20 protein-coding genes are annotated in these 19,628 nt (G+C 66.6%); 9 read left to right on the top strand and 11 right to left on the bottom strand.

The window, feature by feature from the left end:
• Positions 1-66 precede the first annotated feature (66 nt).
• Positions 67-714, top strand: coding sequence for a DsbA family oxidoreductase (locus ACN2C7_RS04545; protein WP_419320116.1), 648 nt, complete (start codon positions 67-69; stop codon positions 712-714).
• A gap of 3 nt (positions 715-717) precedes the next feature.
• On the opposite strand, the gene ACN2C7_RS04540 is transcribed toward ACN2C7_RS04545, so the two are convergent.
• Positions 718-2,412: an alpha/beta fold hydrolase gene (locus tag ACN2C7_RS04540; protein ID WP_419320115.1), complete on the bottom strand. Its 1,695-nt coding sequence runs from the start codon at positions 2,410-2,412 to the stop codon at positions 718-720.
• A 265-nt stretch (positions 2,413-2,677) separates the two neighbouring features.
• Positions 2,678-3,364 (bottom strand): DJ-1/PfpI family protein, encoded by a 687-nt coding sequence (locus tag ACN2C7_RS04535; RefSeq protein ID WP_419320114.1) that lies wholly within the window; start codon positions 3,362-3,364, stop codon positions 2,678-2,680.
• Positions 3,365-3,442: 78 nt separating this feature from the next.
• Between ACN2C7_RS04535 and ACN2C7_RS04530 the strand changes: the two genes are divergently transcribed.
• Positions 3,443-4,384 (top strand): GlxA family transcriptional regulator, encoded by a 942-nt coding sequence (locus ACN2C7_RS04530; RefSeq protein ID WP_419320113.1) that lies wholly within the window; start codon positions 3,443-3,445, stop codon positions 4,382-4,384.
• Between the two features lie 204 nt (positions 4,385-4,588).
• On the opposite strand, the gene ACN2C7_RS04525 is transcribed toward ACN2C7_RS04530, so the two are convergent.
• The 4 genes from ACN2C7_RS04525 to ACN2C7_RS04510 all read right to left on the bottom strand — a co-directional run bounded on the left by ACN2C7_RS04525 (position 4,589) and on the right by ACN2C7_RS04510 (position 7,789).
• Positions 4,589-5,017, bottom strand: coding sequence for a c-type cytochrome (locus ACN2C7_RS04525; RefSeq protein ID WP_419320112.1), 429 nt, complete (start codon positions 5,015-5,017; stop codon positions 4,589-4,591).
• Positions 5,018-5,019: 2 nt separating this feature from the next.
• Positions 5,020-6,612 carry a flavin monoamine oxidase family protein gene (locus ACN2C7_RS04520; RefSeq protein ID WP_419320111.1) on the bottom strand — a complete coding sequence of 531 codons (1,593 nt, stop codon included), beginning with the start codon at positions 6,610-6,612 and terminating at the stop codon, positions 5,020-5,022.
• 252 nt (positions 6,613-6,864) lie between these two features.
• A complete protein-coding gene (locus tag ACN2C7_RS04515; protein WP_419320110.1) occupies positions 6,865-7,266 on the bottom strand; it encodes a hypothetical protein in 402 nt (133 codons plus the stop codon).
• A 223-nt stretch (positions 7,267-7,489) separates the two neighbouring features.
• A complete protein-coding gene (locus ACN2C7_RS04510) occupies positions 7,490-7,789 on the bottom strand; it encodes a PAS domain S-box protein (RefSeq protein ID WP_419320108.1) in 300 nt (99 codons plus the stop codon).
• Positions 7,790-7,989: 200 nt separating this feature from the next.
• Here ACN2C7_RS04510 and ACN2C7_RS04505 point away from each other — a divergent pair, with 200 nt between their 5' ends.
• Positions 7,990-9,036: an AraC family transcriptional regulator gene (locus ACN2C7_RS04505; protein WP_419320107.1), complete on the top strand. Its 1,047-nt coding sequence runs from the start codon at positions 7,990-7,992 to the stop codon at positions 9,034-9,036.
• 94 nt (positions 9,037-9,130) lie between these two features.
• Here ACN2C7_RS04505 and ACN2C7_RS04500 read toward each other — a convergent pair whose 3' ends face one another.
• Positions 9,131-9,703 carry a DUF1003 domain-containing protein gene (locus ACN2C7_RS04500; RefSeq protein WP_419320106.1) on the bottom strand — a complete coding sequence of 191 codons (573 nt, stop codon included), beginning with the start codon at positions 9,701-9,703 and terminating at the stop codon, positions 9,131-9,133.
• 102 nt (positions 9,704-9,805) lie between these two features.
• On the opposite strand from ACN2C7_RS04500, the gene ACN2C7_RS04495 reads away from it, so the two are divergent.
• The gene (locus ACN2C7_RS04495; RefSeq protein ID WP_419254254.1) at positions 9,806-9,985 is read left to right on the top strand and encodes a YegP family protein; all 180 of its coding nucleotides are present in this window, start codon (positions 9,806-9,808) and stop codon (positions 9,983-9,985) included.
• 111 nt (positions 9,986-10,096) lie between these two features.
• Positions 10,097-10,915, top strand: coding sequence for an SDR family oxidoreductase (locus ACN2C7_RS04490; RefSeq protein ID WP_419320105.1), 819 nt, complete (start codon positions 10,097-10,099; stop codon positions 10,913-10,915).
• Here the strand turns inward: ACN2C7_RS04490 and ACN2C7_RS04485 are convergent.
• On the bottom strand, positions 10,875-12,014 hold the full coding sequence (locus tag ACN2C7_RS04485; protein ID WP_419320103.1) for a cell wall hydrolase: 1,140 nt from the start codon (positions 12,012-12,014) through the stop codon (positions 10,875-10,877). The two genes, ACN2C7_RS04490 and ACN2C7_RS04485, sit on opposite strands and share 41 nt — an antisense overlap.
• 386 nt (positions 12,015-12,400) lie before the next feature.
• Between ACN2C7_RS04485 and ACN2C7_RS04480 the strand changes: the two genes are divergently transcribed.
• Positions 12,401-12,610: a hypothetical protein gene (locus ACN2C7_RS04480; RefSeq protein ID WP_419320101.1), complete on the top strand. Its 210-nt coding sequence runs from the start codon at positions 12,401-12,403 to the stop codon at positions 12,608-12,610.
• A 4-nt stretch (positions 12,611-12,614) separates the two neighbouring features.
• Here the strand turns inward: ACN2C7_RS04480 and ACN2C7_RS04475 are convergent, their stop codons facing one another.
• Both ACN2C7_RS04475 and ACN2C7_RS04470 read right to left on the bottom strand, forming a co-directional pair.
• Entirely contained in the window at positions 12,615-13,610 is a 996-nt protein-coding gene (locus tag ACN2C7_RS04475; protein WP_419320100.1) for a hypothetical protein, read from the bottom strand.
• A gap of 14 nt (positions 13,611-13,624) precedes the next feature.
• Positions 13,625-13,954 carry a PadR family transcriptional regulator gene (locus tag ACN2C7_RS04470; RefSeq protein WP_419320099.1) on the bottom strand — a complete coding sequence of 110 codons (330 nt, stop codon included), beginning with the start codon at positions 13,952-13,954 and terminating at the stop codon, positions 13,625-13,627.
• 112 nt (positions 13,955-14,066) lie between these two features.
• Between ACN2C7_RS04470 and ACN2C7_RS04465 the strand changes: the two genes are divergently transcribed.
• Positions 14,067-14,672 (top strand): hypothetical protein, encoded by a 606-nt coding sequence (locus ACN2C7_RS04465; RefSeq protein ID WP_419320098.1) that lies wholly within the window; start codon positions 14,067-14,069, stop codon positions 14,670-14,672.
• A 54-nt stretch (positions 14,673-14,726) separates the two neighbouring features.
• On the opposite strand, the gene ACN2C7_RS04460 is transcribed toward ACN2C7_RS04465, so the two are convergent.
• A complete protein-coding gene (locus ACN2C7_RS04460; RefSeq protein ID WP_419321401.1) occupies positions 14,727-15,359 on the bottom strand; it encodes an NAD(P)H-dependent oxidoreductase in 633 nt (210 codons plus the stop codon).
• Positions 15,360-15,668: 309 nt separating this feature from the next.
• Here ACN2C7_RS04460 and ACN2C7_RS04455 point away from each other — a divergent pair, with 309 nt between their 5' ends.
• Complete coding sequence (locus ACN2C7_RS04455) at positions 15,669-16,946, top strand: flagellin (protein WP_419320097.1); 1,278 nt, start codon at positions 15,669-15,671, stop codon at positions 16,944-16,946.
• Between the two features lie 90 nt (positions 16,947-17,036).
• A complete protein-coding gene (gene uvrB, locus ACN2C7_RS04450) occupies positions 17,037-19,292 on the top strand; it encodes an excinuclease ABC subunit UvrB (RefSeq protein WP_419320096.1) in 2,256 nt (751 codons plus the stop codon).
• Positions 19,293-19,628: the final 336 nt, after the last annotated feature.

Here is a 19,628-nt window from a genome sequence, read left to right as displayed (position 1 = left end):
CCGCCGGGCTGGAACCGCCCGCGTCCACGCCTATATCTGCAAGCGCACCCCGCCAGGACCTCGCCCATGACCAAGCCCCTGAAGATCGATTTCGTCTCCGACGTCTCCTGCCCCTGGTGCATCGTCGGCCTGGGCGGGCTGGAGACGGCGCTGGAGCGCGTGGGGGATCTGGTCGAGGCGGAGATCCATTTCCAGCCCTTCGAGCTCAATCCCAACATGCCGCCCGAAGGTCAGAACATCGTCGAGCATATCGGCGAGAAATATGGCGCGACGCCGGAGCAGTCGGCCGTCAACCGCAAGGCCATCCACGAGCGGGCGGCCTCGGTAGGCTTCACGATGAAGACCAGCGAGACCAGCCGGATCTACAACACCTTCGACGCCCACCGCCTGCTGCACTGGGCCGGCATTGTTGGTGGCCAGAAAGCCCTGAAGCGCGCGCTGTTCGACGCCTATTTCACCGATGGCCTCAGCCCCGCCGACCACGACGTGCTGGTGGCGACCGCGCAGAAGGCCGGCCTGGACGGCGCGGCGGCCCGCGACGTGCTGGCCTCCGGCCAATACACCCAGGAGGTCCGCGACGCCGAACGCGCCTGGCACACGGCGGGCATCAGCTCGGTCCCCGCCGTGATCATCAATGACCGCTACCTGATCTCGGGCGGCCAGCCGGCGGAGTATTTCGAGAAGGCCCTCCGCCAGATCGCCGCCGAAGCCTGAGCCCTACACTACCTGGGTCGCCGTCCCCGCCACCATGTACCAGGTCAGCAGCAGGCCGCAGATCACGCTGGCCGTCGCATAGCCGCCGGTGCGCTTCCAGGTGAAGACGCCGATCACCGCCATCAGGGCGGTCAGCGGCAGGAACTGAATGGCCACCACGGTCGACAGCGGGTCGAAGGCCGTGGGCAGGTGGCCGGTCAGGAACAGCGCGCCATAGTCCAGGACCAGCAGCAGGGCAAAGCCGCCGCTCAGGGCCAGGACGGCGCTGGCATAGCGGGCCAGGTTGCTCTCGCCTGCCACCGGAATGCGGGCCAGCAGGGTGCGCAGGGTGACGCCAAAGGCCAGGGTCAGGGGCAGCACATAGACCAGCACCTGATCGGCCTGACCTAGGCTGAGACGCTTGAGAGCCACGACCCAGAAGCGGAAATCGACCAGGAACAGGCGATGGACCAGCTCCAGCGCGCCATAGACCACGCCCACGCTGAGGATGCCGATCAGCACAGACAGTCGCAGGGAACGGCTGAACGCCGGCTTGTCGCGCTTGCCCAGGGCGGCCAGACCCAGGGTGATCAGGGCGGTCAGCACGGCCCAGGTCAGGACCTGATTGGTGATCCCCTGCTTGAGGATGGCGTTGGGCGGCAGGGCGACCATGCCCAGGATGAAGAACGGGAAATAGGTCAGGGCCGGCAGCAGGGCGGTTAGGGCGACGCCGCGCCACCAGCCGCCGTCACGGCGGGCGACGGTGGGCTGGATCGGCTGACGCAGAGATGCAAACAGCGGCAGGGTCAGCAGCAGCTGGAACGTCCCCAGCAGCAACACGACGGCGCCGATCAGGGCGACGCCCGTGCCGGCTTCCTTCCACATCCAGATCTGGTCGCTGGCCGGACGCGGCGTTCCGCCCTTCAGGGTCAGGGCGAACCAGTCCAGCGCGTGGCCGATGGCGGCGGGCGAGATGTGGTCGCCGGGATGGGTGGTGGCGGGGGTGTGGAGCACCCGGGCGGTTCCGCCCTCGACCGAGCCATAGACCTTGCCCGGCTCAACCGGCGCCGTCGTCCCGAACACGGCCTGCAGCTTGGCGCTGCGGGTGACGTCTTTCGCCCGGTCGACGCCCCACATCAGCTTTGAGAACTCGTCATACTGGCTGAACACCAGGGCCAGGTTGCGCGGCCAGGCTGGCGAGCCGTCGGCGGCGAACGGCTTGCCGGTGGATGAGCCCTCCAGCACCACCGCCCTGTAGGCGTCCGGCATCGTCGCGGCGGCGGCCAGCACCGTCCAGCCGCCCATGCTGTGGCCTTCCAGGCCGATATTGGCGGGATCGACGGTCGGCAGGCTGCGCAGGTATTTCAGGCCATCGGGACCACCAAAGCCGTTCGAGAACGCCGCCCCGCCGCTATAGCCATGGCCGGTCTGGTCGAGGGCCAGCACCACATAGCCGCGCCGGGCGAACTCGATGGCAAAGCCGCTCTGGGTCTCGCGGGAATTGATATAGCCGTGCACGGCCAGCACGCCGGGGGCCGGCGTCGCTGAGGTGGCGTTGGGGGGCGTGTAGAGCAGGCCACTCATCGGCGTGCCGCCCGTTCCGGCGAAGGTCACCTCGGTGACCTTGATCCCGCCCGCCGTCTGGACCTTCCAGGCCAGCGCGCTTCCGCCCAAAACCAGGACCAAGCCCAGCACGAACAACAGCCATGGCTTGCGCATGACATCCCCTCCCCCGCGCCGGTCGATCGCCGGCTTTGGGGGGGGAAGGTAGAGGAGGATGGGGGAAAGTCGAATCCCCCTTCCCGTCGGCGGATGGGCAGGGCTGTCGCCTATGACCAAAAACGATTGTCATCCCGGACGAGCGCTCAGCGCGAAGATCCGGGACCGACGCGTGAACGCAAGCGCTTCCGGCGGTCCCGGATCTGCGCCCGGCTTTCGCCGGGCTTGTCCGGGATGACAGGCATTTTCGCGACGGTGCGAATCCCTAGACCAGCGCGCCGGCCTTCTCGGCCGCCGCCAAACGCTCGGCCATGCCGGAGCCGTACATCCGCTGCACGCGCTCCAGCACCTTGGCCGGCGCGGTTTCCGGCCGTCCCGAATTGAACGGCGGCGCGGGGGCGTACTCGACGCCCAGCTGGATGGCTTGGGCCACGTCCTCGCCGGCGATCTCGGCGGCGATGGTCAGGGCGAAGTCGATGCCGGCGGTGACGCCGCCGCCGGTGAACACATTGCCGTCGCGCACCACGCGGGCCGGATCAGGGATCGCGCCGAACAGCGACAGCTGATCGCGCCACGCCCAGTGGCAGGCCGCGCGCTTGCCCTTCAGCAGGCCCGCCGCGCCCAGCACCAGCGAGCCCGTGCAGACCGAGGTCACATAGCGCGCGCCCCAGGCTAGGCGGCGGATCTCGTCGAGGAAGGCGGGATTGGCCATCGCCTCCGTGGTCCCGAAGCCGCCGGGCACCACCAGCACGTCGCACGCCTCGACATCGGCCAGGCGCGGCAGGTGCGCAAAGATCAGACCATCAGCCTCGATCTCGCCGCCTTCAAGACTGGCGACCATGAGTTTCGCGCCGGGAAGACGGCACAGGATCTGGTGAGGCCCGGTGAAGTCCAGGTGGGTAACGCCCGGAAACAGGGCGAAGACGATGTTGAGGGGCTGGGTCTGGGTCATCGACGCCTCCGTGATTGACGCCGCATCATCCCGCGCCTAGCGTCTGGCGGAAATGACATAATTCCCTCGGATTCCGCCATGCCCCGCACGATCGGCTTTCTGGTCTTTCCGGACTTCCAGCTGCTGGACGCCACGGGACCGATCGCCACGTTCGAGATCGCCGCGCGGTTCTCGCCGGGGGCCTACCGCCTAGTGTTCCTGTCGCGCGACGGCGGCATGGTGGCCAGCTCGTCGGGCATGGCCGTCGCCACCACCGCCCTGGCTGACGCGCCGCCTCTGGACACCCTGATCGTTTCGGGCGGCGACGGGGTGCATGGGCCCGCGATCTGTGAGGCCACCCTGGCCTATGTGCGTGACACCGCAAAGAAGGCCCGCCGGGTCGCCAGCGTCTGTTCGGGAACCTACATCCTGGCGCAGGCCGGCCTGCTGGACGGCAAGCGCGCCACCACCCACTGGAGCCGGACGAAAGACATCCAGAAGCGCTATCCGGCCATCAAGCTCGAGCCCGACAGGATCTTCGTCCAGGACGGCATGATCTGGAGCTCGGCCGGCATCACCGCCGGTATCGACCTGTCCCTGGCCCTGATCGGCGCCGACGAGGGCGAGCCCGTGGCCCGGCGGGTAGCCCAGCAGCTGGTGGTCTATCACCGCCGCCCCGGCGGCCAGTCTCAGTTCTCGGCCCTGATCGACCTGAAGGCCGGGCGCTTTGACTCCGTCATGGCCTGGGCCCGCGAGAACCTGGCCGAAGCCTTGAGCGTCGAGCAGCTGGCCGACCGCGCCGCGATGAGCCCGCGCAACTTCGCGCGCCTGTTCGCCGCCGAGACCGGGGTCACCCCGGCCAAGGCCGTGGAACGCCTGCGCGTCGAGGCCGCCCGCGCCCTGCTGGACAGCCAGCCGCTACAGGTCGAGGACGTGGCCCTCGAGACCGGCTTTGGCGATCCGGAACGGATGCGCCGCGCCTTCATCCGAGCGTTCGGCCAGCCGCCCCAGTCGCTGCGACGCACGGCCAAGGCGGGATGAGCGACGGCAGCTGGGTAAGGTTCTCAGCCTATTTTTCTCCGCTCTCCCCGGCGAAGGCCGGGGCCCAGATCGAACCCGAAAAGGCCGTCAATTTGGCCCTGCCAGACGGCGAGTCATCCCCAAACGCTCAGGCTGAATCTGGGCCCCGGCCTTCGCCGGGGAGAGCGGAGTGAAGGTACGGGGAGAGGTGGGATTGAACCTTCCCTAGTGCCCCCCGCCCCGCGCCGGGTGGGGGATCCTGGCGACATCCGCCGCCGTCACCGGCTTGGGGTAGGCGTTGCCGAAACTGGTGCGGATATAGGTCACCACCTGCGCGATCTGCGCATCGTCCAGCGGTCCCGCCAGGCTGGGCATTCCGCCCTTGCCCAGGACGACGGCCGAGATCGGATAGGCCGCCCCGGCCAGACGGGGATTAGACGCCAGGGCCGGGATGGTCCCCGCGCCCACGCCGCCCTTGGCGTCGGCCATGTGGCAGGCCTGGCAGACGGCCTCATAGACCTGCTGGCCCGTAACCGGTTTGGCGACGCGAACCACGCCGCCGCCGGTATCGCCACCCGCGGGGGTCTGAGCGACAGCGGGCGCGGCGATGGCCAGCAGGCCGCCGATGATCGCAAAGGAAAGACGAACGGTCATGCTCAGGCCTCCAGGGCGCGCTTGTGCAGGCGGGTAATGGCGTCGATGGATGAGAGCAGCGCGCCCTCCATCCAGCAGCCGACATAGGAGGCGTGCTCGCCGGCCAGGACGATGCGGCGGTCCATGCCCACCAGGGTCTGGTAGTGTTCCTTGCGGGTTTCCTCGGTCCAGCGGGCGCAGCAGCCCAGGGCCCAGGGCACCCGGCTCCAGGCCACAGAGGCCCCGCTGGCGAACTCCTTGCGATAGCTGGCCGGGTGCAGCACCGAGCCCTGTTGCAGGGCCACCTCGATCCGCTGCTCGGGCGTCATGCCGGCCAGGCGATAGGCCCCCATCTCGCGGGCGAAGGCCCCCAGCAGCACGGCCGGGCCATCGCCGAAGAAATTGCTGTTGGGATAGGAGATCAGGGCGATCTCCTGGTCGGTGAAGCTGTGGCCGCCATAGATGGAGTCCTCCTCCTCCCAGAACCGGCGCTTCATCTCCAGGCCGATCTTGACCTGGCCCGAATAGGGCACGGCCTTGATGGCGGCCATCATCTCGTCGGTGACCTGGGTATCGATCTGGCCCAGCACCGACAGCGGGATGGTGCAGACGCACCAGTCAGCCTCGGCGGTGACCACCTTGCCCGTCTTGGTGTCGGCATAGGTGACCGCCACGCCCTTGTCGTCCTGCGCGATCTTGCTGACCTTGGCATTGTAGGTGATCTGGCCCTCGACCTGTTTGGCGAAAGCCTTGCCGATCATGTCCATGCCGCCCACCGGCTGGAACATGGTGGTCTGCATCTCGTGACCCATGAAGAAGGCCATCGAGGTCCAGACCTGCGGGTCCAGCACGTCGTGGAAATCATACAGGGCCGACGGGATCGGCGCGCCGTTGATCCCGCCGCCGGGCGGGCGGTCATAGCCCCGGTGCGAGGCCGAGCGCAGGTTGGAAGCGTACTTGTAGTCCTTGTCCAGCATGCCCCAGCCCTTCAGGGCCTCCAGCAGGCGCTCGCGGTCCTCGGGCGTGACCTGCTGATCCAGGGCGTTCTGGTTGACCGACTTGGCCAGTAGCTCGGCGACATTGCCCTCGAAGTCGGCCGCCGCGGCCTTGAAGCGCACCGGCTTGCCGCCGAACGACTGCGACGAGTGGATCCAGGTGTTGTGGTTGAACTGGATGAAGGGCTCCAGCGCCACGCCGAACTGCTTGCAGTAATGCAGCAGGGTCTTGTGATGGTGCGGGATGCGCCAGGGTCCGGGGTTGAAATAGTTGCCCGGCGCATAGCCGACCTTCTGGGTGGCCCCGCCCAGCTCGGTATAGGTGTCGCCGCCGCGCAGCGACCAGTTCCGGCCGCCGGCCCGGTCCTGATATTCCAGGATCTGCACCTTGTAGCCGGCCTTGGTCAGCTCGTGGGCCGCCAGCAACCCGGCCAGGCCCGCCCCCAGCACGATCACCGAGGCGCCCTTGCGCGCGCCGGCCAGGTTGGGCGGTCCGGCGAATTGGGTCTCGGCCGCATGGCCCAGGGTGGTCATGGCCTGATACAGCGCCGCCGTGCCTCCGACGGCGGCGATGGCGGACAGCAGCTGTCGCCTTGTGGGTGTTCGCGCGCCCAGTTCCATCCGACGAAATCCCCTCGCGCCGCCCGTCCGGCGGCTGTCGGGAACGAGCTAACGAGGACTCGGGCAGCTTGGCGCGGGTGATGTGAGGTCGCGGGGGATCGGCGAGGCCCTGTTGGTCATTTGGGGCGCCGCGTCCAGCATGCTGCGCAGGAAGTATGCAGCCGGCGCTGCGCATGGAGCGTGCGCGGGGCGCTTTCCTTGGGCTTGACGCCCGATCGGAGAGGTTTGGAACTTCTGAGACGGGGGGCTGACTTACACCGATGGTCGGTGAGGCAATTCCTGCGATGGGTTCTCCACCGGTGGCGACGCGGGTAGCGGACTGGGGCGCAGCGCGGCTGGCATGTCGAGGCTGCTCAGAACGTTGCGGAACTTCTGCGTAAACGCCCAGGCCTCTCCGCTGGGGAGCGAGACCAATCGAAACACCGGGGTTTCAGGCGATTCATCAAAGCCGGTACGGCTCAGCTTCTCGAGGACCGCGCCGAGAACAGCAAGGGTCCAATCGGTGCGCCGACCGCGGACTCGGCCTACGATTGCCGCAAGCTCGTCCAAGGTCGCGGGCTCGCCAAGCTGGCGCAGCGCCGAGACGAGGTATACCGCGGGCTCGGGCGCATCACCTCTCGACAGTCGCGCACCTTGAAAGCTTATGATGTTCACGCTGGCTCCTTCATCACCAACCCGCTGGACGGTTGCTTGCTAGACTTCGTCCCAGCCGCCCGCCTGTAGGGTCGCTCGACCTGTTCCCATGGCCGCTGCGATCTTCACCTGCTGTCTCGCGACGGGATTTCGCCCGGGGCGATCCTGACCCAATCCAGCGGGCTGCGGCCGGCTGCGCGTCGTGTCCCCTCCAGTCTGGAAGCGTGCCATCAGTTCCCCGAGTTCATGCGCGCTGGACCTGAGATTGGCCAATGCGCAAGTACTCCCGCGCATCGAATTCTCCCCGCCCGAGCTTCGCCCAGAAGTCAGCATATTCGGGACTGCGCGCGAAAGCCCGCTCCACGAACAGACTGTGGCGCCGCCCCTTGATCTCGGAAAGGGCGTACCCCAGCGCCGTGCAGAAGTTCTCGTTGGCAGTCAGGATTTTTCCGCTGGCGTCGAACTCGAAAATGGCCAGCGCACGTGCGATAGCGGCCAACGTCTGCGAGGCGCTCGAGTCGGAACTGGACCGAAGGCCGAACATGTAGCGCTCTAAAATCGGGGACAAATATTTTCAGCGATCTACAAAATTCAGATCTGCCGATTTCACTTCAAATTTAAATTCCTCAACCAGCAAAATATATGACTCTGGTAAATGTGAAATTAATCCTAAAGGTGCAGGAATCATCCCAAAGGTGAAGCCACAATATTTGGTTTGCACTCCTGGAATATTGTTCTGCGCAAATGGAATACTACTCCACTTCGACGGCAAAAACACTTGATGCAACCTTTGAGGGAGGCCCGGGCGACCGGCCAACCCCTGGCGACGATGCGCTCTTGTCGTCTCGCACTATTCTGTTGGCGACGGATCAGGACAGCCTGGCAGAGAGCCTGCGGCTCAATTACGGGGCAAGCCTCGTCAGTGTCGGTCACACAGACGCTCCCTTCTTTGCCCTGGCGCGTCGCGTGGAAATCGGCGGCGTTCACCTGCACTATTGCCGCTACGACACGCCCGTGGAGATCCAATTCCATGACATGGCCGGCATCAGACAGATGTTGTGCCTGTCTGGACAAGGACGGTTTTCATCGGCGGGACAGCAGGTCGATATCGATCTCGACAACACCACGATCATTCCGCCCGGCGCGTCATTTCTGGCCTCTTATGGCGCCAGCTATAAGCAACTCGTGACCCAGTTTGACGAAGGCGCGCTGCGCCTTAAGGCGGAGGCCATCATCGGCCATTCACTCCCTGGCCCACTGAATGTGCGGACGCTTGAGGCGCTTCCGACCGCTCCCCGCCTCCGCTCGCAGGAGATCGCTCGAACCCTGGCCCGGATCCTGGCGGCGGACACGCCTATCGACAGGCCAATCGTTGAAATGGGCCAAGCCCTCAGCTCCGCCTTCCTCTTCGAGAACGTCGCCGGCTTTGCTGAACGCTTTACCGATGAGCCAAGAAGCGCCTCGGTAGCCAATGTGCGGGTGCTTGAAGAGTACATTCACGCAAACTGGAACCGCCCTCTGACTGTTGAGGAAATTGCAGTGGCCTGCAGCGTCAGCGTTCGGAGCGTGTTCAGCCGGTTCAAGCAGCATCTCGGGACCGCGCCGCTGACCTATCTGCGCGACCTTCGCCTCGACCACGCCCATCAACGATTGCTGGATGGCGGCGAGGACTCCGTGATCTCCATCGCCCTGTCCTGCGGCTTCTCCAGCTTCGGGCATTTCGCCCGCCGCTACCGGGAGAGGTTTGGCGAACTCCCGTCGACCACTCTCGCTCGTCGCCCACGCGTCTAGCGACCTTTGTTCGACAGCGGGTCGCGGTTCGAAAGTCACAGCCCGTGCAAGAGTAAAGGCCGCGCGGTGCGCGATCCGGGGGGCGCCCGTCGCCCTAGCCCCTCGCCTCTAGCTTTCCAGCCAGCGCCGCCACCTGGGCCTCCAGCCGGGCCAGGGCCTCGGCGTTGTGCCGGCTCAGTTCGGCGATGTCGCGCTCGCGCAGGGCGTCCAGCTTGGCGTGCAGGTGCATGATCTCCAGCTCGGCGCGCAGGTTGACGACATAGTCGTGCTCGGCGTTCTGGCGGTCCTTCAGGGCCTGGCGGTTCTGACTCATCATGATCACCGGCGCCTGCAGGGCCGCGACCGTCGACAGCAGCAGGTTCAGGAAAATGAAGGGATAGGGGTCGAAGGCCAGGTCGAAGCGCTTGAGCACGACGTTCAGCGCGATCCAGGCCATCAGCGCGGCGCTGAATCCGCCGATGAAGGCCCACGATCCACCCACCTTGGCCACGGAGTCGGCCAGCCGGTCCCAAAAGGTGCGATCGTCATTGATCAGCGTCTTGTTCAGGCCGGTCGGGGCCTCGTCGCAGATCAGGTCGATGACGCTCTTCTGGACGTCGGTCAGGTCGTCATAGGCAACCGAGAGCAATTGACGGGAAAGCTGATCCAGACGGTCGTCAATATTCATTCACATTCTCCCGAGCCCATCTCGATTGACACACGCGCCAGCGGCAAGTCACGGTCTAGCCGTCGCGACGCCGACGCACCCTATCCCGCGCTGGAGACACCCATGGCCTACAAGTTCATAATCAAGAAGGACAAGGCGGGCGAGTTCCGCGTCAACTTCGTCTACAACAGCGAAGTGATGTTCTCGACCGAGGGCTATTCGTCGAAGGCCTCGGCCAAGAACGCCATCGAGTCCTTCAAGAAGAACGGCCCCGAGGCCGAAACCGACGATCAGACCGACTGATCCGCGCCTTTGCGCCCGCGCCCCCCGAGCACCTCTTGGGTGGGCGCGGGTCTTGACCCCTCCCCGTCCTCGGCGTCTGATCGCTGATAACAAATAAGGGGAGGATCGCCGATGAGCGCCAATGCTGACGTTGCTGCCAAGGGCCGCAAGACCATCTTCATTACCGGCGCCGCCAGCGGCATCGGCCTGGCCAGCGCCAAGCGCTTCGTTGCGGCGGGCTGGTTCGTCGGTCTGTCGGACATCGACACCGCAGGCCTGAAAGCCGCCCTGCTGGCCATCGGCCCCGCCAATGGCGCGACGTTCAAGCTGGACGTCCGCGACCGCCAGGCCTGGGACAACGCCCTGGGCGAGTTCGGGCGGATGACCGGCGGCAAGCTGGACGCCCTGCTCAACAATGCCGGCATCGCCCGGTTCGGCAATCTGGAAGAGCTGAGCGAAGCCGACTGCGACCTGCAGATCGACATCAACATCAAGGGCGTGGTCAACGGCGCGCGGGCCGGCCTGCCGCTGCTCAAGGCCGGCGGCGGGCGGCTGATCAATGTGGCGTCCTGCGCCGGCCTCTATGGCTCGCCCAAGCTGGCGGTCTATTCCGCCACCAAGTTCGCGGTGCGCGGCCTGTCCGAGGCCCTGGACGTCGAATACGCCCAGCACGGCGTCAGCGTCGCCTGCGTGATGCCGTGGTTCATCGAGACGCCGATCCTCAACGCCGGGGCGGCGGGCAGCAACGAGAACATGGCCGACGCCCTCAAGAAGGGCGGGCTGGAAGTCTATCCTGTCGAGGACGCCGCCGAGGTGGTGTTCAAGTCAGCGACCGGCAAGGACCTGCACTACATGGTGGGCAAGCGGGCCAAGCAGATGCGCTTCGCCAGCAGCCACATGCCCGGCTCCGTCAGGAAGCAGCTGCGCTCGCGGCCCCTGATGTCGTCCTGACGCCATCGGCCGAGCTCTTGTCGACCACCGGCTTGGCCGGCGCGGAAGCCGGCTCGGTCAGCTGACCCAGCGGGCCGCCCATGCCGTTGCCGGCCGGCGCGGCCTGGGCGGCCGGCGCAGCGATGGCGTTGGCTGCATAGACGACGCCGCCAAGACCGCTCCCCAGACCGCTCATCGGCTTGCCGTCGGCGGTGATGCCGGCGATTTCCGGAGCGTTGGGCATGTCGTCCAGGGTCGAGGGACGCGGGGTCGACGAGAACGCGCCCGGCGCGCCGGCCCGGCCGCCGAAGCGGTAGAACACGTGCATGCCGACCTGGGCGACCTTCAGCAGGCGCGGACCCCAGCCCGGCGCGACGCCGGTGGTGTGGAAGTGGGTGGCCGAACCGACCTCGTTCATCACGGCCCCGCTCAGGGCGCGCGAGGCGATCTTCTGGGCCCGGCTCCAGGCGCCGCGTTCGCGGCCCCGGTTCATCGAGCCGTCGCAGGCGAAGCTGAACTGGCAGCCGATCTTGCGATAGGCGCCCTGGAAGACGACGCCGCAGATGGATTTCGGGAAAGCCGGATGGCGGACGCGGTTCAGCACCACCTGGGCCACGGCGGCCTGGCCGCTGGGGGTCTCGCCACGGGCTTCGTAGTAGACGGCCTCGGCCAGGCAATCGAGCTCGCGCGAGCTCTCCAGCACATTGCCAAGGCGGAAGGGCGAAGCGGCCGGATTGAACGGACCGCCATAGCTGGCGCGCAGCATGAGTGGGCCGCTGCGGGGAACCGAAGCATCGGCTCGGCGGTTCTCCAGACGTGCGACCAGCAGGGAAATCTGGCGGTCGCGCTGAGCGGCGCCCGCGACGGTGTAGGGGTCGTGACGACGGGCCACGGCGAGCGCGCCCTGGTCCATACGCGACGCGGCATTCATCAGGGCGACGTCGGAGAAGCCCTCCGAGGCGCCGTCTGCAAGGCGTGTAACACGGGCGTGCTGGCTGGCGGTCTGGGCAAGCCCACCCGCCAGATAAACGGCGCCCAAAGCCAGGCCCGTAGCGGACCCGACCAATACGGCGCCGACCAGCGCGCGCGCATCTGCGCGCGTCTGCGACTTGATATACAAAACTCGTGTCCTGCGCGGCGAGGGCGAACCGCCCCCCGACAAAATCACTTCTGAGAACCCGGAAATCTTACTGTCGGGCAGTCCCAGAAGCGGGGGTTCGGCCGTTTCACGATATGGCCGAAAACCCACTTATGACGGGCTTATGAACGATATGCGCTCGAGTCGCAAGCACATGCCGCAGTGCAGCATTGAATCTGGGCCCATTGGCCGCAGTCAAGATCGTTAACGCCTTGATTCGCTAGAAAAACCCGACAGTGAAAAAAATCGCTGCTCTGCCGCAGCGCGAAGCATTGATCGGACTGTTCTAAACCCCTTGATTCAGGGAACGCCACGCCATCGAGCGTCGTTACTCAAGCCAGACAAATACCGTCTAAGAGGAGCGCGCCATGACCCCCAAACCCAGTGCCTGCCGGACCCTTTCCCTCGCTGCCCTGGCCACGCTTTCCGCCCTGGCGCTCAGCGCCTGCGGCCACAATATGGAGCAGCGGGCGGCGACCGGCGCCATGACCGGCGCGGTGGTCGCCGGACCGGTCGGCGCGGTCGTTGGAGCCGGGGTCGGGGCGGTGGTCGACACCGCCGCCAAGCCGAAGAACTAGGGCTTCAACCGGCTCGGGATCCGTCCCGGGCCGGCCGCAGCAACCGCCAGCCCTCGATCAGGATCTTGCCGGCGCAGACGGCGGCGACGATCACGGCGATGACCCTGAAGGTATGGTCGGTGACGTGGCGAAGGGTCACGAAGTCCTCGGCCGAGGCCCCCGGCCCGGTGAAGGTCACCAGCGGCATCTCGCGCCACAGGGCATAGGCCAAGACGATGCCGGCGATCGACAGCACGATCTCGGCCACCGCCCGCGGCCTGATCCAGGCCGGGCGGATCACCAGGATCAGGCCGGACAGCGCCTGGCCGATGGCCAGCAGCAGGATCGGCGTGTGCAACTGGGTCAGGATCGGCGCCAGCGTGATCTGCAGTTCGCCGTCGTGGCCAAACGGCCCCCGGCTGCCGGGAAAGTCCACGACGCCGGCCCACCACAGGGCGAAGAAGGTCATGAAGATGACCTCGAACAGGGCCTCGAAGCGGGTGGTGCGGAACCACGACTTCTTCGTCGAGATGTGCGGCAGGTCGCTGACCCTCCACTGGCCAAAGTCGCCGGTCTTGATCCAGCCGCGCTCGACCATCGCCCCGATGATGGTGATCACACCGATCAGTTGCAGGGCTGTGGGAATGAAGTCGTGGATCACGCGGCTGGGGATGCCCGCCATGCCGCCATGCGCGCCCGTCAGGCCCTGGACCACCGCAGGAATGACGCCGACGACGAGGGCGATGGCCAGGGCCACCTTCACCGCGAAAATGTAGAAGGGGTAGAGCTCCACCCCAATCAGGGCGCGCTGGGGTCCGTAGCGGCCGGCCACGGCCAGGGGATGGCCAAAGTCGCGAAACAGGGCTTCGAGAGCCTTTTTGTCGAGCGGGCGGCCCTGCTGGGCCTCCTTCTCCTCGATACGGCTCATCAGAACGTCGCGCAGCTCGGCGACGATGTCCTGGCGTTGGCCGGCGGGCAGCAGGGCGGCGATGGCGCCCAGATAGCGGTCGAGCAGATCCATGATCCGTCCTCTCCTCAGAGCAGGGGTTGCAGGGTGTCGTTGATGGAGCGCCATTCGTCGGCCAGCCGGGCCAGAACGGCCTCGCCCTCGCGCGACAGGCGGTAGAAACGCTTCTTGCGCTTGTCTTCCTCGCGCCACTCGCTGGTCAGCAGGCCCTGCCCTTCCAGCCGGCGCAGCATGGGATAGAGCGCGCCTTCGTCGATCTCGACCCCTACCGACGAGAGGGCCTGGCGCAGGCTGTAGCCGTAGCGCTCGACCCGCAACTGGGCCAGCACGGCCAGGATCAGGGTCCCGCGCCGAAGCTCCTGGCGGAGCTGCTCAAAGATGTCCGTATCGCTGGGCATGGTGTGCGCCGTATCGTGTGCGTCACATGGTGTGTGACGCACACTGTGTGGCGCACAGTGAACTGAGAGTCAATCGCCCGCATCCCGATGTTCGCTGGCGGCGTATATCCGGGTGAAGCTCGCCCCGTCGGGCCAGGAGATCCAGACCATGCACCGCCGCACCCTCTTCGCCCTGCTGGCGACCAGCCTGGCGTTCTCCGGCGTCCCGGCCGCCGCCCAGGCCCCGCTCGACATCGCCGCCCTGCGGCTGGCTACGGTCGGGGCGTGGGAGGGCAAGCTGGAGTATCGCGACTATCAGGCCGACCGCTGGTTCGGCATTCCGATGAAGGTCCGGATCGAGGACGGGGGCGACGGCGTCACCCTGATCCGCAAGGCCGACTTCGACGACGGCCCCAAGGTGGGCAATATGCGCATCACCACGGTGGACCTGCTGGATACGGCCACCGGCCAGGAAACCTCGGCCAGCTTCCGCAAGGGCCGCGAGACCAGCCTGGAGACCAGCGCCCTGCGCCTGGTCGCGCCGGCGGTCGACGCCAGCCACTGGACGATCATCGCCGAAACAGACAGCCGCGATGACGACCGTCCGGCCCGCCTGCGCGTGACCACCGTCCGTGACGGCGACCGGGTGACCACCCTGAAGGAGGTCGACTTCCTCGACGACGCCGCCGAGGCCTGGATCCAGCGCAACCGCTCGACGCTGACCCGCGTCGGCGGCTGAGCCGGACAACCGGGGCGCAGGCGGGACACCGAAGCGCCGCCTGCGCCGGCCGGCCTATTTCACGTCGGTCACGAACTGATCGCGCGGACGGCGGACCTTCTCGAGATTGACCAGCCAGTCGCCCTCGGGCTGGCGATAGCCCAGCGGGATGATGACCACCGAGCGCAGGCCGCGCTCGCGCAGGCCGAGGATCTCGTCCAGCGAGGCCGGATCAAAGCCCTCCATCGGCGTCGCATCGACCTCTTCAAAGGCCGCCTGGGCCAAGGACAGGCCGACAGCGATATAGGCCTGACGGGCGGCGTGCTCATAGTTCAGCTGGGCGTCGCGCTGCGGATAGGAGGCCAGCAGCATCTGGCGATAGTTCTCCCAGCCCTCATTGCGGACGCCCCGGACCTCGTTGACCAGGTCGAACATGTGGTTGATGCGGTCGGCCGTGTAATTGTCCCAGGCGGCGAACACCAGCAGGTGCGAGCCGTCGGTGATCTGGGCCTGGTTCCAGGCGATGGCCTTGATCTTCTCGCGCACCTCGGGGTTAGTCACCACATAGACCTCGAACGGCTGCAGGCCGCTGGAGGTCGGGGCCAGGCGCGCAGCCTCGACAATGCGCTCGACCTTGTCGTCCGACACGGCCTTGGCCGGATCCATCTTCTTGGTGGCGTAGCGCCAGTTCAGCTTTTCAAGCAGCACGGGGAACCCTCGATAGGCCGCAACGGCGCGGCGATAACCCCATTTGGCGGCGCCCCACCAAAACCGCAACGGGTGCGGTTCCTGATTTTTTCAGCGCCTGACAGACGATGCCCCGCCCCGTTGCGGGATTTTCGCTCACCGCCGCATTCCGACGGCAAACTCGACGCGCATCTCTGGGTGGATTGCAGAATCACGCCATGAAAGATGACGGCGTCTCTGTTTTGGCCGGGCCAAGGTCCAGATCGCTTGAAATGGGTTCCTGGCCGACCGCCTGGACCTGAAAAGCCCACGGAACACTAGCGCCACGTCTTGACCAGTATTCTGACCAACAGATGGGCCGCCCTGGCGGCGCAGGCGCTGAACGCCGCCAACAAGACGCTGATCACGGCCCAGACCCGTATCGCGACGGGGCTTCGCATCGCCTCGGCCAAGGACAACGGCGCGCTGTGGGGCGTGGGCGTGCGCATGCGCAGCGAGGTCAACGCCCTGGGGACGGTCAAGGACAGCCTGGGTCGCGGTCAGTCGCTGCTGCAGGTGGCCTCGGCCGGCGCCGAGCAGATCGTCGACCTGCTGGCCAGGGCGCGCGAGAAGGCGGTGGCCCTGCGCGACACCTCGCTGTCGACCTCCGCCCAGGACGCCCTGCGCGCCGATATCCAGGCCCTGCAGGACCAGATCGAACGCACCGCCCTGCAGGCCGAGTTCGACGGCAAGCGCCCCCTGGCCGACAAGCAGGTGCCGACCACCGTCACCTACACCTCCAGCAGCTATGGCGCGGCCACGCCCTCGGCCCTGACCCCGGCCTCGCTGAGCGGGTCGATCGCGCCCAGTTCCGGCGTCGCCTCCCAGACCGTGGTGCGTGACGGGGGCACGGCGTCCGGGCGGGTCGATCTCTATCTGGACGCCTATTCGGTGCCCGACGTGCTGGAGATCTGGCAGGGCGGGACCCGCGTCGCGGCGACCGGCCGGGCCTATGTCGCCGCCGGGGCCGGGGTCGGGGCCGGAACCGCCGTCTCGGGCCAGAACATCCTCAGCTTCGACTATCACCCGGCGGCCGGCCGCAATCTGGAATTCCGGTTCAACGAGAACGGCAGCGCCAGCGGCACGGCCTGGGCGGCGCCCGGCGTGGAACTGCGCGCCCTCGCCTCGCCTCGCCCCGTCGCGGCGACCTCCTCCACCGTCGTGCCCGGGGTGCTGGTCTCGGCCCCGCTGAACTACGCCTTCGTCTCCGGGACCGACGGCGAGGCCGAGAGCGTCTCGTCCAAGGCCATGACCCTGAACGCCCTGGGGCTGGACCGGATCGACTGGAGCCAACCGGGCGGGGTGCTGGAAAGCATCGACATCGCCGTGACCAAGGCCAATGAGGCCGCCGTCTATTTCGGCCAGCGCGCCGAGGCCTTTGACAGGCTGGTCGCCCAGACCGGCCAGCTGGCCGACACCCTGGAGACCGGAGTCGGCAATCTGGTCGACGCTGACCTGCCCCAGGAAAGCGCCCGGCTGGAAGCGGCCCAGAGCCGCCAGTCCCTGGCCGTGAACGCCCTGTCGATCGCCAACGCCTATCCGCGCTGGCTGGCCGACCTGTTCCGCTAGGCCGACTGCCGCCACCTGCCGCCAGCCTGCTGACATCAGGCGTCAGCAGCGCCCCTAGCCATCGACCGCCGCCGCCCTTACCTTCTGACCATGCCCAGCACCCCGGACAACGGCGTTTCCGACGTCTCCACACCCTTCGTCATGGACATCGTTCCCGGCGGGTCCATGCCCGCCCTGTGGACGCCACACCGGCCCGAACGCCCCGCCAAGTCGGAAGGCGGCCGGGCGTTCAAGCTCGTCTCGGAATACTCGCCCGCCGGCGACCAGCCGACCGCCATCGCCGAACTGGTCGAGGGCCTCAGCAACGGCGACCAGGACCAGGTGCTGCTGGGCGTCACCGGCTCGGGCAAGACCTTCACCATGGCCAAGGTCATCGAGGCCACCCAGCGCCCGGCCCTGATCCTGGCCCCCAACAAGACCCTGGCGGCCCAGCTCTACAGCGAGATGAAGAGCTTCTTCCCGGAGAACGCGGTCGAATATTTCGTCAGCTATTACGACTACTACCAGCCCGAAGCCTACGTCCCGCGCACCGACACCTATATCGAGAAGGACAGCTCCATCAACGAGCAGATCGACCGGATGCGCCACTCGGCCACCCGGGCGATCCTCGAGCGCGACGACGTGATCATCGTCGCCTCGGTCAGCTGCATCTACGGCATCGGCTCGGTCGAGACCTATACGGCCATGACCTTCACCCTGGAGGTCGGCCAGACGGTCAATGAGAAGCAGCTGATGGCCGACCTGGTGGCCCAGCAGTACAAGCGCAACGACGCCGCCTTCGAGCGCGGCACGTTCCGCCGCCGGGGCGACACCCTGGAGATCTTCCCCGCCCACTATGAAGACCGCGCCTGGCGCATCAGCCTGTTCGGCGACGAGGTCGAGGCCATCGCCGAGTTCGACCCGCTGACCGGCAAGAAGACCGCCGATCTCCCCTCGATCAAGGTCTATGCCAACAGCCACCACGTCACGCCGCGCCCCACCCTGCGCCAGGCGATCATCGAGATCCGCGCCGAGCTGAAAGAGCGCCTGGCCTGGATGTACGAGAACGGCAAGCTGCTGGAGGCCCAGCGCCTGGAACAGCGCACCACCTTCGATCTGGAGATGATCGAGACCACCGGCTCCTGCGCCGGCATCGAGAACTACAGCCGCTATCTGTCGGGCCGCCAGACCGGCGAGCCGCCGCCGACCTTCTTCGAATATATCCCCGACAACGCCCTGCTGTTCACCGACGAGAGCCACCAGACGGTGCCGCAGATCGGCGCCATGTACAAAGGCGACCGCAGCCGCAAATGGACCCTGGCCGAGTACGGCTTCCGCCTGCCCAGCGCGCTCGACAACCGCCCGCTGAAGTTCGAGGAATGGGACGCCATGCGGCCCCAGTCGGTGCATGTCAGCGCCACCCCCGCCTCGTGGGAGCTGGAGCGCGCCGGCGGCGTGTTCGCCGAACAGGTGATCCGCCCCACCGGCCTGATCGACCCGCCGGTCGAGGTGCGCCCGGTCAGCAAGGACGGCGCCTCCCAGGTCGACGACGTCATCGACGAGATCCGCCAGACGGCCAGGAAGGGCTATCGCTCGCTGGTCACCGTCCTGACCAAGAAGATGGCCGAGGACCTGACCGAATATATCAACGAGCAGGGCATCGGCGTGCGCTACATGCACTCCGACGTCGACACCCTGGAGCGGATCGAGATCATCCGCGATCTGCGGCTGGGCAAGTTCGACGTGCTGGTCGGCATCAACCTGCTGCGCGAGGGCCTCGACATCCCCGAATGCGGCCTGGTGGCCATTCTCGACGCCGACAAGGAAGGCTTCCTGCGCTCGGAAACCAGCCTGATCCAGACCATCGGCCGCGCGGCGCGCAATATCGACGGCAAGGTCATCCTCTATGCCGACCGGATCACCGGCAGCATGGAACGGGCCATGGGCGAAACCAGCCGCCGCCGCGAGAAACAGCACGCCTATAATATCGAACACGGCATCACGCCTGAAAGCGTCAAGCGCGACATCAAGGACATCCTCAACAGCCCGTTCGAGCGCGGCGACCGCGTCACCGTACCGATCGGCGGCCTGCACGAGGGCGACGTCGAAAAGCCCTTCACCGGCGACAACTTCAAGGCCGCCCTCAAGGACCTGGAGGCCAAGATGCGCGAAGCCGCCTCCAACCTGGAGTTCGAGACCGCCGCGAGACTGCGCGACGAGATCAAGCGCATGAAGATGATGGACCTGGAATTCGCCAACGAGATCCTCACCGGGGCCGGCGAGACGGTGGACAAGGCCATGCCCAAGCGGGTGCGGGCCGAGTTGCGGGCCGAGCAGGCCGAGGCGTTCCGGAAGAGCCGGCTTTAGGGTTGAGATCCTCCCCCTCCGGGGGAGGACGGCCCGAAGGGCCCGGAGGGGGCCAGCGCGGCGTTCGCCCAGCGAGCCCCCTCAGTCGCTCCGCGACAGCTCCCCCAGAGGGGGGAGCATCTACCGCACCTCATCTTCCCCTCCGGGGGAGGATCGCGCAGCGTACGGGGTAAATCTGCGCCAATACTTCCAATTTGCCTAATTCCAGATATGTTTGAATAATTCTTTTTAACTCTTTCGCGAATTAAAATGCATCCGACCGTTTACTGACTTGGACCTTTACACCCAAGATGATTTGTGCGACAAAATGACCCATTAAAGTCATGTTAAGGCAAT

Source organism: Caulobacter sp. ErkDOM-E (genome assembly GCF_048541895.1).
Lineage (GTDB): Bacteria > Pseudomonadota > Alphaproteobacteria > Caulobacterales > Caulobacteraceae > Caulobacter.
This window is presented reverse-complemented; position numbering and strand designations above follow the sequence as displayed.

Bases quoted from the DNA above. Each gene is read 5' to 3' on its own strand.
- ACN2C7_RS04545 (WP_419320116.1), top strand. From the start codon at position 67: ATGACCAAGCCCCTGAAGATCGATTTCGTCTCCGACGTCTCCTGCCCC.
- ACN2C7_RS04540 (WP_419320115.1), bottom strand. From the start codon at position 2,412: ATGCGCAAGCCATGGCTGTTGTTCGTGCTGGGCTTGGTCCTGGTTTTG.
- ACN2C7_RS04535 (WP_419320114.1), bottom strand. From the start codon at position 3,364: ATGACCCAGACCCAGCCCCTCAACATCGTCTTCGCCCTGTTTCCGGGC.
- ACN2C7_RS04530 (WP_419320113.1), top strand. From the start codon at position 3,443: ATGCCCCGCACGATCGGCTTTCTGGTCTTTCCGGACTTCCAGCTGCTG.
- ACN2C7_RS04525 (WP_419320112.1), bottom strand. From the start codon at position 5,017: ATGACCGTTCGTCTTTCCTTTGCGATCATCGGCGGCCTGCTGGCCATC.
- ACN2C7_RS04520 (WP_419320111.1), bottom strand. From the start codon at position 6,612: ATGGAACTGGGCGCGCGAACACCCACAAGGCGACAGCTGCTGTCCGCC.
- ACN2C7_RS04510 (WP_419320108.1), bottom strand. From the start codon at position 7,789: ATGTTCGGCCTTCGGTCCAGTTCCGACTCGAGCGCCTCGCAGACGTTG.
- ACN2C7_RS04505 (WP_419320107.1), top strand. From the start codon at position 7,990: ATGGAATACTACTCCACTTCGACGGCAAAAACACTTGATGCAACCTTT.
- ACN2C7_RS04500 (WP_419320106.1), bottom strand. From the start codon at position 9,703: ATGAATATTGACGACCGTCTGGATCAGCTTTCCCGTCAATTGCTCTCG.
- ACN2C7_RS04495 (WP_419254254.1), top strand. From the start codon at position 9,806: ATGGCCTACAAGTTCATAATCAAGAAGGACAAGGCGGGCGAGTTCCGC.
- ACN2C7_RS04490 (WP_419320105.1), top strand. From the start codon at position 10,097: ATGAGCGCCAATGCTGACGTTGCTGCCAAGGGCCGCAAGACCATCTTC.
- ACN2C7_RS04480 (WP_419320101.1), top strand. From the start codon at position 12,401: ATGACCCCCAAACCCAGTGCCTGCCGGACCCTTTCCCTCGCTGCCCTG.
- ACN2C7_RS04475 (WP_419320100.1), bottom strand. From the start codon at position 13,610: ATGGATCTGCTCGACCGCTATCTGGGCGCCATCGCCGCCCTGCTGCCC.
- ACN2C7_RS04470 (WP_419320099.1), bottom strand. From the start codon at position 13,954: ATGCCCAGCGATACGGACATCTTTGAGCAGCTCCGCCAGGAGCTTCGG.
- uvrB (WP_419320096.1), top strand. From the start codon at position 17,037: ATGCCCAGCACCCCGGACAACGGCGTTTCCGACGTCTCCACACCCTTC.